We start from the raw sequence: 12,675 nt of genomic DNA on the forward strand, positions 1-12,675 counted from the left end.
CCCTTACCAGTAATGTTCAGCGGTCATATGGCCCGGTCGACGGCGCAGATGTTTGGTCATCTGCCGGGTTTCTTTCAGCAGTTGCTGCGTGTCGCGTACCATTTGCGGGTTACCGCAGAGCATCACATGACTGGTTGCTGTGTCCATGGGTAGCCCAACTGCAGCTTCCAGCGCGCCGCTTTCAATCAACGCCGGAACTCGCCCGGTTAATGAACCTGCAGCGGTTTCACGGCTGACCACCGTCTGGATGCGTAATTTTCCTTCGTAGCGTTTTTCCAGGTCCTGCATTAACGGCAGATAGCTTAAATCGGCGGCATAGCGGGCGGCATGGACCAGCACCAGATTTTTAAAACGGTCCAGATCTTTGCCCAACTGCAGAATCGATAAATATGGGCCGATAGCCGTACCGGTTGCCAGCATCCACAGCGTGTCGCAATCGGGGACTTCATCCAGCACGAAGAAACCGGCTGCTTCGCTCACTACCTGGACTTCGTCGCCAGGTTTTAGCGCCGCCAGTCGGGGGCTGAGTTTTCCGTCAGGAACCGTCACCAGATAGAACTCTAAATCGGGGTTATCAGGCGCATTCACGTAGGAATAGGCTCGCTGGACGCGCTCGCCGTCGATTTCGAGGCCGAGCTTGGTAAACTGACCTGCCGTGAAGGGAAGAACCGGAGCTCGCACGGTCAAACTAAATAAGGCATCGGTCCAGTTCTGTACCTTAGTGACTTTGCCTGTTACCCAATCTGCCATGGTTTTCTCCTGTCTGCTGTGATTGCCTTATCTTCGTTCGTTGCACGAAAGATTTCCAGCCCAGATGGGCTGGAAGGCTCTATTGATCAAATCAATTACAGGATATGCGTCTGTACATCCGGATCTTTGCGATCGAGGTAGTGGATGGACTGAATGCGACGGATCGTACGTGATTTCCCACGGATCAGCAGCGTTTCGGTGGTGGCAATATTACCTTTGCGGCTAATCCCTTCCAGCAGATCGCCTTTGGTGATCCCGGTTGCTGAGAAAATAACGTTGTCGCTGCGGGCCATTTCGTCCAGACGCAGCGCTTTACCTGCCTCAATACCCATCGCGGCGCAGCGAGTCAGCTCCTGTTCGCCGATACGTCGGTTCTCTTCGCTGTCGCCTTTGACGTCATGGCGAGCCAGCAGACGGCCTTGCATGTCGCCATCCAGTGCGCGGATAACGGCGGCAGAGACGACACCTTCCGGTGCGCCACCAATGCCATACAGCACGTCAACTTCACTGTCTGGCATGCAGGTCAGAATCGACGCGGCTACGTCGCCATCGGGAATCGCGAATACGCGAACGCCCAGCGCCTGCATTTCGGCGATGGTTTCATCGTGGCGTGGTTTCGCCAGAATGGTGACGGTCAGTTCGCTCAGCGGTTTGTTGAGCGCGCTGGCGACATTACGCAGGTTCGCTTCCAGCGACAGGTTCAGGTCGATAGAACCTTTAGCGCCAGGGCCGACAATCAGCTTTTCCATGTACATGTCCGGCGCGTTCAGGAAGCAACCCTTGTCGCCGACAGCCAGTACCGCCAGCGCATTCGCCTGGCCCATTGCCGTCATGCGTGTACCTTCGATGGGATCGACGGCAATATCAACAGCATCGCCGAGACCGGTTCCGACTTTCTCACCGATAAACAACATGGGTGCTTCGTCGATCTCACCTTCGCCAATCACGATGGTGCCGTCGATGTTGACCTGGTTGAGCATAATACGCATGGCGTTCACCGCCGCGCCGTCAGCGGTGTTTTTATCGCCGCGACCCAACCATTTATAGCCAGCCAGTGCAGCCGCTTCGGTCACGCGTGAAAATTCAATGGCAAGTTCTCGTCTCATTGCAAACTCGTAGCAGAAAGGAATGGCGCGAAGTGTAGCACAGGGGAGGGGGCGAGATTATTGATGTGTGTGCGGGGTTGCCCCGCACGGAGATATAGCCGGATGGCGACGCTAACGCGTCTTATCCGGCCTACGTCAGTTTCGTATCAGTAGGCCGCACCACCCGGCAATGACGTATTACTCTTCGTGATCTTCCCACGCCAGAGCGCGTTTGACCGCTTTTTTCCAGCCGCTGTAACGGAAGTTACGTTCGGTGGTTTCGATGCCAGGACGGAACTCACGCTCAATAACCGCTTTTTCCTGCAGCTCATCCAGATTCTGCCAGAAGCCGACAGCCAGACCGGCCAGATATGCCGCACCCAGCGCAGTCACTTCGCGAACTTCCGGGCGCTCAACGCGTGTGCCGAGAATGTCTGACTGGAACTGCATCAGGAAGTTGTTGGCAACTGCACCGCCATCCACGCGCAGGGCATGCAGACGAATACCGGAGTCAGCCTGCATCGCTTCCAGTACGTCACGGGTCTGATAAGCGATAGACTCAAGCGTAGCACGGATGATGTGGTTGGAGTTTACGCCACGGGTCAGACCGAAGATGGCGCCACGTGCATACGGGTCCCAGTATGGTGCGCCCAAACCGGTGAACGCCGGAACAACATATACGCCGTTGGTATCTTTCACTTTGGTGGCGAAATACTCTGAGTCGAATGCATCGCTGATGAGTTTCATCTCATCACGCAGCCACTGGATGGACGCACCCGCCATGAACACGGCACCTTCCAGCGCGTAGTTCACTTCCCCGGTCGGGCCACATGCGATAGTGGTCAGCAGTCCATTTTCTGACTTAACGGCTTTCTCGCCGGTATTCATCAGCATGAAGCAGCCAGTACCGTAGGTGTTCTTCGCCATCCCTTCCTTCACGCACAGCTGGCCGAATAGTGCAGCCTGCTGGTCACCCGCGATACCGGAGATAGGAATACGTGTGCCGCCTTTACCGCCAATGTTGGTCTGGCCATAGACTTCAGAAGAACGGCGAACTTCCGGCAGCATTGCGCGCGGAATGTCCAGCGCATCCAACATCTTGTCGTCCCAGTCCAGGGAATGGATGTTGAACAGCATGGTACGTGAGGCGTTGGTGTAATCCGTGACGTGTACGCGCCCCTGAGTCATTTTCCAGATAAGCCAGGTGTCTACGGTACCGAACAGCAGCTCGCCGCGACGGGCACGCTCACGCGAGCCTTCTACGTGGTCGAGGATCCACTTCACTTTGGTACCGGAGAAATACGGGTCAATGACCAGACCGGTGTTGTTACGGATGTACTCTTCCATACCGTCGCGCTTGAGCTTCTCGCAGATATCTGCGGTACGACGACACTGCCACACAATGGCGTTATAGATTGGCTTACCGGTTTCACGTTCCCAGACAATGGTGGTTTCACGCTGGTTGGTAATACCGATCGCGGCAATTTCATCGGAACTGATATCGGCTTTCGCCAGCACTTCTACCAGCGTGGAGCTTTGGGTCGCCCAAATTTCCATTGGGTCGTGTTCTACCCAGCCTGCTTTCGGATAGATTTGCTCGAATTCGCGCTGTGAAACGCTAACGATATTCGCATCGTGGTCCATTACGACCGCGCGGGAGCTGGTGGTGCCCTGGTCGAGCGCAACGATATATTTTTTTTCAGTCATCATTTTTGTCCCGTAGTCACATTACTGCGAAGCTTTTTGTTGAGTGTTGGTCGCAACGTCTTTTTCTTCAATCGCGCAGACATCGCACGGTAAATGGCGACCAATCAGTTTGCGATATGCCCATGCGCCCAGAATTGCGCCGGTAATCGGGCCAAACACGGGGACGAGGAAGTAAGGGATATCACGACCACCCGTGAAGGCAATCTCGCCCCATCCTGCCATCCAGGCGAAGAGTTTCGGTCCGAAGTCACGTGCCGGGTTCATCGCAAAACCGGTCAGTGGGCCCATGGATGCACCAATAACGGCAATCAGTAAGCCGATCAGCAGCGGTGCCAGTGGACCACGCGGTACACCATTACCATCATCGGTCAGTGCCAGAATCAGCCCCATTAGAATAGCGGTAATGACCATTTCAACCGCGAAGGCCTGCACAAAATTGATATGCGGGTTTGGATAGGTGGAGAAAGTACCTGCCAGATTGAGGCTTTCTACACTACCGCGCACGATATGGTTCGTTTGTTCGAAATCGATGAAAAGATTGTAATAAAGCCCGTAAACCAATGCCGCTGCGCAAAAGGCGCCAGCAATTTGCGAAATAATAAAAGGAACGACTTTGCGTTTGTCAAAACACGCAAACAGCCATAGTGCGATTGTGACTGCTGGATTCAGGTGTGCGCCAGAAACGCCTGCTGTCAGATAGATAGCCATGGCTACCCCCAGACCCCAGATGATACTGATTTCCCACTGACCAAAAGTAGCACCAGCCACTTTGAGTGCAGCGACACAACCCACACCGAAGAAAATCAACAACCCGGTACCGAGGAATTCAGCAATGCACTGGCCTTTCAAGGTTGATGTTTGACTCATAATCGGATCCTGAAGAGTTTAATGTTTATTGTATGCGAGAAGGTCACTGACATCCCCGGAGCCGGTAGGCACACTGTTAATTTATCGTTAACGCTCAAAAACGAGAAATATCGAAATTAAAATGTGTGTACTCCATCAACAAAATGAGCGTTTTCGCGCCATTGCGCGGTATTTGTTATACAAAAATAGTGTGAGCTGAATCATTTCACCGATCATCCTGTTAACACTTAAGAGTTATGACAGTTATGTCACCAGGACAAAGATTAAAAGTGTTGCAAACCGCAATCTGCGCGGGATGCCGCTGGACAGGGATGACGTGGCTTCATACAATCGGTGTTAAGTAGTGTGCGCTCGTTTTTATTAAGGCGTCGCCGGTTATCGGGACGAGGATTTTTATCCATCAACGCCTTGCAATTCAGGAGAGGTATGACGATGTCATTAGAAGTGTTTGAGAAACTGGAAGCAAAAGTACAGCAGGCGATTGATACCATCACGCTGTTGCAGATGGAAATCGAAGAGCTGAAAGAAAAGAATAACTCACTGTCGCAGGAAGTTCAGTCTGCACAGCAGCAGCGTGAAGAACTGGAGCGTGAGAACAACAGCCTGAAAGAACAGCAGAGCGGCTGGCAGGATCGTCTGCATGCCCTGCTGGGTCGTATGGAAGAAGTCTAATTACGCTTTATCTTTCGTGCCGTAGCAGCGTTGGCTGCTCTCAGTTACCCCAGTCACGTAGTTTACTACGCTCCTGGGGATACCTTCGTTTGCCGCCTTGCTACAACACGAAATCTCTTGCGTAATCGTCCCTTCGTAGGCCGGATAAGTCGCAAGCCGCCATCCGGCAATCAGCGACAACGCATAAAAAAGGCACCTTACGGTGCCTTTTTTGCTTACTCGATATCGAGCGGGTCTTCGGAGAGGATTATCCCGGTGTTGTCGGCGTACAGGTGGTCGCCGGAAAAGAACGTCACGCCGCCAAAATTGACGCGCACATCGCTTTCCCCGATACCTTCTCCTGAAGCACCTACCGGAATAGCGGCAATCGCCTGAATGCCGATATCCAGTTCTCCCAGATCGTCTACCTGGCGGACTGAGCCGTAGATGACCAGACCTTCCCATTCATTCTGTACGGCCAGTCTTGCTAGTTCGGCATCGACCAGCGCACGACGGACAGAACCGCCGCCATCGACCAGCAGAACACGACCACGGCCGTTTTGTTCGAGCAGATCGTACAGCAACCCGTTGTCCTCGAAACATTTTACCGTGATGATTTGTCCGCCAAACGACGCCCGTCCTCCAAAGTTAGAGAACAGCGGTTCCACGACGTTGACATCTTCCTGATAGGTGTCACAAAGCTCGGATGTATCGTATTTCATAGGCTTAACGTTCAGTTGCTGCGAGAATTTTTAGTATATCGCGCTATGTGTACTGTTGGCAAAATCATCAATTGTTAATTAGTGTCCAGATCAACAACCATTCATATTTTTCATCGAAAAACAGATAATTACTGATTTTTAAAACAGCCGATAATGACCTGTGATTACCCGTATTTCCCTCTGTAAGGTATCCCCGGAAGATTGCTGGAGCATAAAAGAAAGCCCTATGAGAACGATCAGATTCACCAAGCCGTGCTGATGGAACTCCCCGTTCCTGATGCCGGCAAACGCCTTGAATATGCTGATAGTGTCGTTAATGGGTTGCGGCTGCGTGTTACGTCCAGTGGCAGCAAAAGTTTTTGTGTGTCCCGAAAGCGCGACGGAAAATTTTACCGTGTGACGTTGGGCAAGTTCCCGGATATGACTATTGAGCAGGCCAGAGAGCGGGCATATAACGCCTTAAGTGAAGTAGCTAGTAGCTACCACACGGCGTAACCCGAACGAACGGCGTTGTGAAGAGAAAAAACGGGCGATAACGCTGTCTGATGCTTTGGATGAGTACATCAAATCCCGGTTGGCTGCCGGGCGTATAAAAAAAACGACCAGCGAAAATATGAAGACACTATCAATAATTATTCTGGTGACTGGATGGCTCTTCAACTTTCATCTATCACGCGTGAAGAAAAAGGCAGTAAAGCCCAGGCTGATTTATGGGCACGTGTTCTGCGTGCTGTCTATCGCTATGCATATGATAGCTACCGTGATAAAGATGGCGGGAGATTGTTACCGGATCCGCCCACAACCATTTTATGTACAAAAAGGCTTTGGAATGGAAATACACGGAGAACAACTAAAATCAGAAATAATGATTTAGGCCGCTGGCTCAAGGCCCTTGATACCGTAAGACAATGGGCTATAGCAGGCTATAAAACTGATGTGTTGATGGGGGGGAAGCCCAACCGTACAGAAATGTACGCTAAGAACGTAACCTTATGATTTAAGTCTATAAAGTTGTTGCATTATTGGTTTGATTTACGTTGATTTGATGACCTGGTACGCTCGTATTGCAAGTAAGCGTGTTTGGGAATAGCGACGAGTATTGCAGGCAGTCTGCTAAGTGGTCTTTATTTTCAACAGACCTGCCTGCCAATTCGATTTACCTCTGCTGCTGGTTGTAACCAACCGGGCGGCTCCAGTCATCGTCGTATTTGATATTCCCTTCGATATAAAACCACTCAATGCCTGAGTAGGTGATGGCGATATTTTCCATCATGCCCGGAGTGTGGGAACCCGGCATATAAGCATGAGCAGCATTGACGGACATGATTACGATGTTGCTAAGCGTAATTCGGTAAATCTCGTATTCGACACCCGCCTCGTTGATGTCGTAATAGTGGATTACTGCCTTTTGCAGTCGCTTACTTTGGCAGACTGCAACTGCAAAATATGGCGAGGTCTTATCAATCTCTTTGTGCAGGGTAAAAGCGTTGTGTTCGCGCGAACCCATCAGCTTACCAGTGTTGCGGCATGTGTTTTGGTACACACCGTAACTGCTGTTCATGATTTCAATTGCACCCTCACGGCCCAGCGCCATGCAACTGCCTTTGATCAGTTGTCCATTTTCATCATAAATATACATATAAGCTGGTAATGACATTTATAGATCTCCTTATTTTGTGCTTAATATTTTCCCGTTTCTGTCGATGAAAAAGTTGTAACGGTAATTCTTTCCGTTCAATGTGTATGAAGCCGCATAGATATAGCCCGGCGTTATCGGTATTTTTAAGCACGTTTCAGGGTAGGAGAGAGCTACATGCGAATTTTCCGCCAATGTCTTGTATTCATTTCCCTGCTCAGAATAAACGCCGTATCGGCTCAGAACGTCCGATTTATTAACAGAGAAGCAAAGCGAATTATTTATAATAGGGAAACTACGCCATGGGGGAACGCTATCGCCAGCGCCACACCCAGCCAGCGCAAAAAAGGCAGGAATGAGAAAGTAACGTTTCAATGCGGGAACCTCCCTAACACTTTCTCATAGCGGGATATGAGGCTAAGGACAGGTTCAGATGGATCGTAATCCTTGAGGCGATACAAATCAGAGCGGCTGCCGAATCCATACGTTTTAAGCAGCCAATAATCAGCCACCATTGCAGCCTGCTGCTCTAAGCCGTAATCCAAGAGTATGGCCTTATCCAAGGTGTAATAGTAATCAACTGCCCAAGAGAACAGGCCCCGCATCCTTACCATCATCCCGTGCAGATGCTGCCAGACGTGCATCATTTCATGTAAAAAAAGATGCTGCCCACCAACGCGATCGTTATTAACATGCGGCTGTGAAAAGTCAGGCTCATAAGTACCTTCCTGAAAGTACAATTCGCCGTTGGGCGTCATGGCGTAGTTGTTCTTTTGGAGGTTGAAAGGTAGATAGCTGCTGCGGTGGATCCAGACTTCGTTATAGCGGATGGTGAAAGCGTAGAGGGTACGGGCTAAGTTAATCTCACCAAGCGTTAACAGCCGTAACCCGCCCCGGTCTATATCGTTCATTTCCCTTATCATTGGAGACATCATCCATTGGTAAAAATACCTTAATACGCCTTAAAGTAAATTTTTTCCTGTTAAAAAATGCGGGAAATATCCGACATTGTCACAAACTGCGACTACGCCGCTTCTACCGTTAAGCCCCCTGGTTTAGGGAGCAACCGTACGAGATCGTACGGTTGGGCTTCAGACCCCGTGATCGGTTAAGTAAGCTGGGAAACGCTGATTTTAGTACTTATAGGCCACGGTGTTTACCGTTCGTTGGTATCCCCGAGGTATCCCCGAAAAATATAAAAACATGAAAAAACCTCGCGACCCTCTATTGTAAGGGTTGCGAGGCGTTATGCGATTCTAAAAATTGAAATTATTAATTGATATTTGTCAGTTAAAGAGACCACTGACTTAAGAAAATTCCAACAACAAACAGCAGGTTAGTCAATAGTGCCGCTTTTACGGTGCGTTCCAGCATTGGGCGCATTGCTGCCGGGTCCATCTCGCGCATCACGTAGCGTGCCTGTTTAATCAGCAGCGGTGCGGCGAGGATAAACAACCATCCCCATAAACTTTGCAGCGAGAACAGGTTAAACAGCGCCAGACAGACCAGCGTGCCCATCAGCAGGCAGGCATGGTAGCGGCGGGCATTAACCGCGCCTAAGCGCACCACCAGCGTGTTTTTGCCATTCTCTCTGTCGCTGTTGATATCGCGCAGGTTGTTAACGTTGAGTACGGCAGTTGCCAGCAGGCCACAGGCGGTTGCCGGCAGGATTAACGCCGGAATCAGCGTATGCGCCTGCAGGTACCAGCTCCCCATCACGCTGAGCCAGCCGAAGAAGACCAGCACGGAAATATCACCCAGACCGATATACCCGTACGGACGATTACCGACGGTATAGGTGATAGCGGCGATAATCGACAGGCCGCCGAGAATCAGGAAGCCGACAAAATCCGCCAGTGTGTGACATGCCACCGCCACCAGCGCCAGGCCGGACAGGCAGATTAAGAGCACGGTGACAATCAGCGCACGCTTCATCTCCTGCTGGGTAATAACGCCTTTTTGCATGCCACGCAGCGGTCCGATGCGGTCGGGTTTATCGCTGCCTTTGACGGCATCGCCATAGTCGTTAGCGAGATTGGACAGGATTTGCAGTAGCCCTGCCGTAATTAATGCCAGCAGAGCTACCAGCGGATCGAAATATCCTTGCCACCATGCTAATGCCGTACCGACGATGATCGCCGCGAAGGCGAGCGGTAAGGTCTTAGGTCGTAAACTTTCCAGCCAGGCTTGTGAGCGGCTAATTTGTTGTTGTTCAGTCATATTTAGCGCCAATAAAAATGGGGCTTTATCAGCCCCATCAACAGTGATGAAAATGCATTGAACGCGATTATAGGATAAAACGGCTCAGATCTTCATCTGCGACCAGCGCATCCAGATGTTTGCTCACATATTCGGCATCAATTGTGATGCTTTGACCGTTCAAATCGCTCGCATCATAGGAAATATCTTCCATCAGACGCTCGAGCACGGTATGCAGACGACGCGCACCGATGTTTTCGGTGGTTTCGTTAACCTGCCAGGCCGCTTCGGCAATGCGCTTAATGCCCGATTCGGTAAAGTTGATGTCCACACCTTCGGTTGCCATCAGCGCTTTGTACTGCACAGTGATAGAGGCATTCGGTTCGGTCAGAATGCGCTCGAAATCGCTGGTGGTCAGTGCCTGCAGCTCGACGCGAATCGGCAGACGACCCTGCAGTTCCGGGATCAGGTCAGACGGTTTGGCCACCTGGAATGCACCGGAGGCGATAAACAGGATGTGATCGGTTTTCACCATACCGTGCTTGGTCGAGACGGTGCAGCCTTCAACCAGCGGCAGCAGGTCGCGCTGTACGCCCTCACGGGAAACATCCGGGCCGGAGGATTCGCCACGCTTACAGATTTTGTCGATTTCGTCGATAAACACGATCCCGTGCTGCTCAACGGCGTCGATAGCTTCTTGTTTCAGCTCTTCCGGATTGACCAGTTTGGCCGCTTCTTCTTCAATCAGCAGCTTCATCGCATCTTTGATTTTCAGCTTACGCGGCTTTTGTTTCTGACCGCCCAGGTTCTGGAACATGGACTGCAGCTGGCTGGTCATCTCTTCCATTCCCGGAGGCGCCATAATTTCTACGCCCATCGGTGCGGCAGCGAGATCGATTTCAATCTCTTTATCATCCAGCTGGCCTTCACGCAGTTTTTTACGAAATGCCTGACGCGCAGCAGAAGGTTCCTGAGGCTGCTCTGACTGTCCCCAGTTATTTTTGGCTGGCGGGATCAGTACATCGAGAATACGCTCTTCGGCCATTTCTTCTGCGCGAAAGCGGTTTTTCTCAATTGCCTGAACGCGAACCATTTTGATGGCGGCATCGGTCAGATCGCGGATGATGGAGTCAACTTCTTTACCCACATAGCCGACTTCGGTGAATTTCGTTGCTTCCACTTTGATGAATGGCGCATTGGCCAGTTTTGCCAGACGGCGTGCGATCTCGGTTTTACCGACACCGGTTGGGCCAATCATCAGAATGTTTTTCGGTGTGACTTCATGGCGCAGCTCTTCGTTGAGCTGCATGCGGCGCCAGCGGTTACGCAGTGCAATCGCCACGGAACGCTTCGCGTTATCCTGGCCGATGATGTGCTTGTTCAGTTCGCTGACAATTTCGCGTGGGGTCATTTCAGACATGGGGGATCCTTACGCTTTGGAGTTCAATTCTTCGATGGTATGGAAGTGGTTGGTATAAATGCAGATATCCCCTGCAATATCCAACGCTTTCTCAGCAATTTCGCGTGCGCCAAGCTCGGTGTTTTCCAGCAGAGCGCGTGCCGCCGCCTGGGCGTAGGGACCGCCGGAGCCGATGGCAATCAGATCGTTTTCTGGCTGAATGACGTCACCGTTACCGGTGATGATGAGCGATGCCGTTTCATCTGCAACGGCCAGCAACGCTTCGAGTTTGCGCAGCATACGGTCGGTACGCCAGTCTTTAGCCAGCTCAACGGCGGCCTTAACCAGGTGACCCTGGTGCATTTCCAGTTTGCGTTCAAACAGTTCAAACAGCGTGAATGCATCCGCAGTACCGCCCGCAAAGCCCGCAATGACTTTGTCGTTGTACAGACGGCGGACTTTTTTCACGTTGCCTTTCATTACGGTGTTACCCAGTGTGGCCTGACCATCACCGGCGATTACCACATGGCCGTTACGGCGTACGCTTACTATTGTTGTCACGAGCAGACCCCTTGGTTACAAATGCAGAATACAGGCCCCGCACAGGCATGCGGGGCGTAATGCAAGTATAGATGGGGGAGATTTTGGGGGTTTCAACCCCCAGTGGCGAGTCGAATGCAGTTTGTGTGGCCGGCAACTTTCAGGCGGCTGATGGTGTTGTCGGCATTTTCCTTGCCTTTCACCGGGCCAATCACCACGCGATTCCAGCCGTTGTTGGTGGTAATGCGGGAATTGAAGCCCTCAAAGGCCAATTGTGCACGCACGGTTTCCGCCTGCTCAGCCCCTTTGAATGATCCGCACTGAACCATCCAGCGGCGTTCATCTTTTTTCTCTGCCGTCTGTTTTGGCGGCTGAGTCTCATTCGTTATTGGCGCGGCCGGTTGCGTTTTAGGTTGTGCGGCAGTGGTGTGCGCTGGCGTCTGCAACAGATCCTGGTACGGCTGCTGGGCCGCCGGTTTTGGCTGCGCTTTCGGCTGTTGTACCGGTGCGGTTTGTGCCGTACGCGTTTGCGGTTGCTGGTACGGCTGTTCCGTCGCCCGTGGGCGCGGTTGCTGCGCCTGCTGCTGCGCGTTGTTCCACTGTTGCTGTTGTACCTGACGCTGACGCTGCAGCGTTTGCTGGCGCTGTTCAGGTGTTTGTTCGTTCCACGGTACTTCGTTGAGCTGTGTCGGCTGTTGACGCATATCCGCCTGCATTTGCGCCAGCAACTGGCGCTGCTCATTGGTCAGCTGATCGGCGTTAAGCACTTCGCCGCCTGCAGAGGGTTCGGTAGGCGCACGTACGCCAGGCTGACGGCTTTCCAGCTCTTTGATATAGCGCCAGCGTTCTTCCGGTTTAGGCGGGATGCCATTACCGGTGACTTTCTGGCTTTGCAGCGTCTCGGACTCTTCTTTCTTGTGATGCGTAATGAAGTACAGACCACCGATAAAGGTCACGAGTACGGCTGCAGCAATAGCGACCATCGCGGGGGATACCGCTGGCGTACTGCGTTGCTTTTTCCGTGATGTGCTCTTTTTGCGCCGCGAAGGTGCCGGTTGGCCGCGACGTACATAATCTCGTTGTGCCACTATCGTTTCGCTGTATTTATTCGTTCGTCAG

General features: G+C 51.9%; 15 protein-coding genes. 3 read left to right on the forward strand and 12 right to left on the reverse strand.

What is annotated here, in order from left to right:
- Nucleotides 1–3: 3 nt before the first annotated feature.
- From fpr to RYZ59_RS19330, 4 genes are all read right to left on the reverse strand, one after another.
- Nucleotides 4–750, reverse strand: a complete 747-nt coding sequence (gene fpr / locus RYZ59_RS19315; RefSeq protein ID WP_101741961.1) for a ferredoxin--NADP(+) reductase — start codon at nt 748–750, stop codon at nt 4–6.
- Nucleotides 751–845: 95 nt separating this feature from the next.
- Nucleotides 846–1,856: a class II fructose-bisphosphatase gene (gene glpX, locus RYZ59_RS19320; RefSeq protein WP_318050186.1), complete on the reverse strand. Its 1,011-nt coding sequence runs from the start codon at nt 1,854–1,856 to the stop codon at nt 846–848.
- Between the two features lie 177 nt (nt 1,857–2,033).
- Nucleotides 2,034–3,542 carry a glycerol kinase GlpK gene (gene glpK / locus RYZ59_RS19325; RefSeq protein ID WP_271441490.1) on the reverse strand — a complete coding sequence of 503 codons (1,509 nt, stop codon included), beginning with the start codon at nt 3,540–3,542 and terminating at the stop codon, nt 2,034–2,036.
- 21 nt (nt 3,543–3,563) lie between these two features.
- The gene (locus RYZ59_RS19330; RefSeq protein WP_137381460.1) at nt 3,564–4,409 is read right to left on the reverse strand and encodes an MIP/aquaporin family protein; all 846 of its coding nucleotides are present in this window, start codon (nt 4,407–4,409) and stop codon (nt 3,564–3,566) included.
- 426 nt (nt 4,410–4,835) lie between these two features.
- On the opposite strand from RYZ59_RS19330, the gene zapB reads away from it, so the two are divergent.
- A complete protein-coding gene (zapB, locus tag RYZ59_RS19335; RefSeq protein WP_115259761.1) occupies nt 4,836–5,081 on the forward strand; it encodes a septal ring assembly protein ZapB in 246 nt (81 codons plus the stop codon).
- Between the two features lie 215 nt (nt 5,082–5,296).
- Here the strand turns inward: zapB and rraA are convergent, their stop codons facing one another.
- The gene (rraA, locus tag RYZ59_RS19340; RefSeq protein ID WP_318050190.1) at nt 5,297–5,782 is read right to left on the reverse strand and encodes a ribonuclease E activity regulator RraA; all 486 of its coding nucleotides are present in this window, start codon (nt 5,780–5,782) and stop codon (nt 5,297–5,299) included.
- Nucleotides 5,783–5,983: 201 nt separating this feature from the next.
- Here rraA and RYZ59_RS19345 point away from each other — a divergent pair, with 201 nt between their 5' ends.
- Both RYZ59_RS19345 and RYZ59_RS19350 read left to right on the forward strand, forming a co-directional pair.
- On the forward strand, nt 5,984–6,277 hold the full coding sequence (locus RYZ59_RS19345) for an Arm DNA-binding domain-containing protein (RefSeq protein WP_318050191.1): 294 nt from the start codon (nt 5,984–5,986) through the stop codon (nt 6,275–6,277).
- Between the two features lie 153 nt (nt 6,278–6,430).
- Entirely contained in the window at nt 6,431–6,778 is a 348-nt protein-coding gene (locus RYZ59_RS19350) for a hypothetical protein (RefSeq protein WP_318050193.1), read from the forward strand.
- A 160-nt stretch (nt 6,779–6,938) separates the two neighbouring features.
- Here RYZ59_RS19350 and RYZ59_RS19355 read toward each other — a convergent pair whose 3' ends face one another.
- From RYZ59_RS19355 to ftsN, 7 genes are all read right to left on the reverse strand, one after another.
- Nucleotides 6,939–7,439 carry an Hcp family type VI secretion system effector gene (locus RYZ59_RS19355; protein ID WP_318050195.1) on the reverse strand — a complete coding sequence of 167 codons (501 nt, stop codon included), beginning with the start codon at nt 7,437–7,439 and terminating at the stop codon, nt 6,939–6,941.
- Nucleotides 7,440–7,451: 12 nt separating this feature from the next.
- Entirely contained in the window at nt 7,452–7,793 is a 342-nt protein-coding gene (locus RYZ59_RS24815) for a putative T6SS immunity periplasmic lipoprotein (protein WP_368666065.1), read from the reverse strand.
- A complete protein-coding gene (locus RYZ59_RS19360) occupies nt 7,790–8,341 on the reverse strand; it encodes a type IV secretion protein Rhs (RefSeq protein WP_137381463.1) in 552 nt (183 codons plus the stop codon). The genes RYZ59_RS24815 and RYZ59_RS19360 overlap by 4 nt, the downstream gene beginning before the upstream one ends.
- 367 nt (nt 8,342–8,708) lie before the next feature.
- Nucleotides 8,709–9,638, reverse strand: a complete 930-nt coding sequence (menA, locus tag RYZ59_RS19365; protein WP_318050198.1) for a 1,4-dihydroxy-2-naphthoate polyprenyltransferase — start codon at nt 9,636–9,638, stop codon at nt 8,709–8,711.
- 67 nt (nt 9,639–9,705) lie between these two features.
- Nucleotides 9,706–11,037 (reverse strand): HslU--HslV peptidase ATPase subunit, encoded by a 1,332-nt coding sequence (hslU, locus tag RYZ59_RS19370; protein ID WP_003028803.1) that lies wholly within the window; start codon nt 11,035–11,037, stop codon nt 9,706–9,708.
- A gap of 9 nt (nt 11,038–11,046) precedes the next feature.
- Nucleotides 11,047–11,577, reverse strand: coding sequence for an ATP-dependent protease subunit HslV (gene hslV / locus RYZ59_RS19375; RefSeq protein ID WP_003028805.1), 531 nt, complete (start codon nt 11,575–11,577; stop codon nt 11,047–11,049).
- A 92-nt stretch (nt 11,578–11,669) separates the two neighbouring features.
- Complete coding sequence (gene ftsN, locus RYZ59_RS19380) at nt 11,670–12,644, reverse strand: cell division protein FtsN (protein WP_137381465.1); 975 nt, start codon at nt 12,642–12,644, stop codon at nt 11,670–11,672.
- Between the last annotated feature and the right edge of the window lie 31 nt (nt 12,645–12,675).

It is taken from the genome of Citrobacter sp. HN-141 (assembly GCF_033341895.1).
Classification (GTDB): Bacteria; Pseudomonadota; Gammaproteobacteria; order Enterobacterales; family Enterobacteriaceae; genus Citrobacter.

Bases quoted from the DNA above. Each gene is read 5' to 3' on its own strand.
- RYZ59_RS19360 (WP_137381463.1), bottom strand. From the start codon at position 8,341: ATGATAAGGGAAATGAACGATATAGACCGGGGCGGGTTACGGCTGTTA.
- menA (WP_318050198.1), bottom strand. From the start codon at position 9,638: ATGACTGAACAACAACAAATTAGCCGCTCACAAGCCTGGCTGGAAAGT.
- glpK (WP_271441490.1), bottom strand. From the start codon at position 3,542: ATGACTGAAAAAAAATATATCGTTGCGCTCGACCAGGGCACCACCAGC.
- zapB (WP_115259761.1), top strand. From the start codon at position 4,836: ATGACGATGTCATTAGAAGTGTTTGAGAAACTGGAAGCAAAAGTACAG.
- fpr (WP_101741961.1), bottom strand. From the start codon at position 750: ATGGCAGATTGGGTAACAGGCAAAGTCACTAAGGTACAGAACTGGACC.
- RYZ59_RS19330 (WP_137381460.1), bottom strand. From the start codon at position 4,409: ATGAGTCAAACATCAACCTTGAAAGGCCAGTGCATTGCTGAATTCCTC.
- rraA (WP_318050190.1), bottom strand. From the start codon at position 5,782: ATGAAATACGATACATCCGAGCTTTGTGACACCTATCAGGAAGATGTC.
- RYZ59_RS19350 (WP_318050193.1), top strand. From the start codon at position 6,431: ATGGCTCTTCAACTTTCATCTATCACGCGTGAAGAAAAAGGCAGTAAA.
- hslU (WP_003028803.1), bottom strand. From the start codon at position 11,037: ATGTCTGAAATGACCCCACGCGAAATTGTCAGCGAACTGAACAAGCAC.
- glpX (WP_318050186.1), bottom strand. From the start codon at position 1,856: ATGAGACGAGAACTTGCCATTGAATTTTCACGCGTGACCGAAGCGGCT.
- RYZ59_RS19355 (WP_318050195.1), bottom strand. From the start codon at position 7,439: ATGTCATTACCAGCTTATATGTATATTTATGATGAAAATGGACAACTG.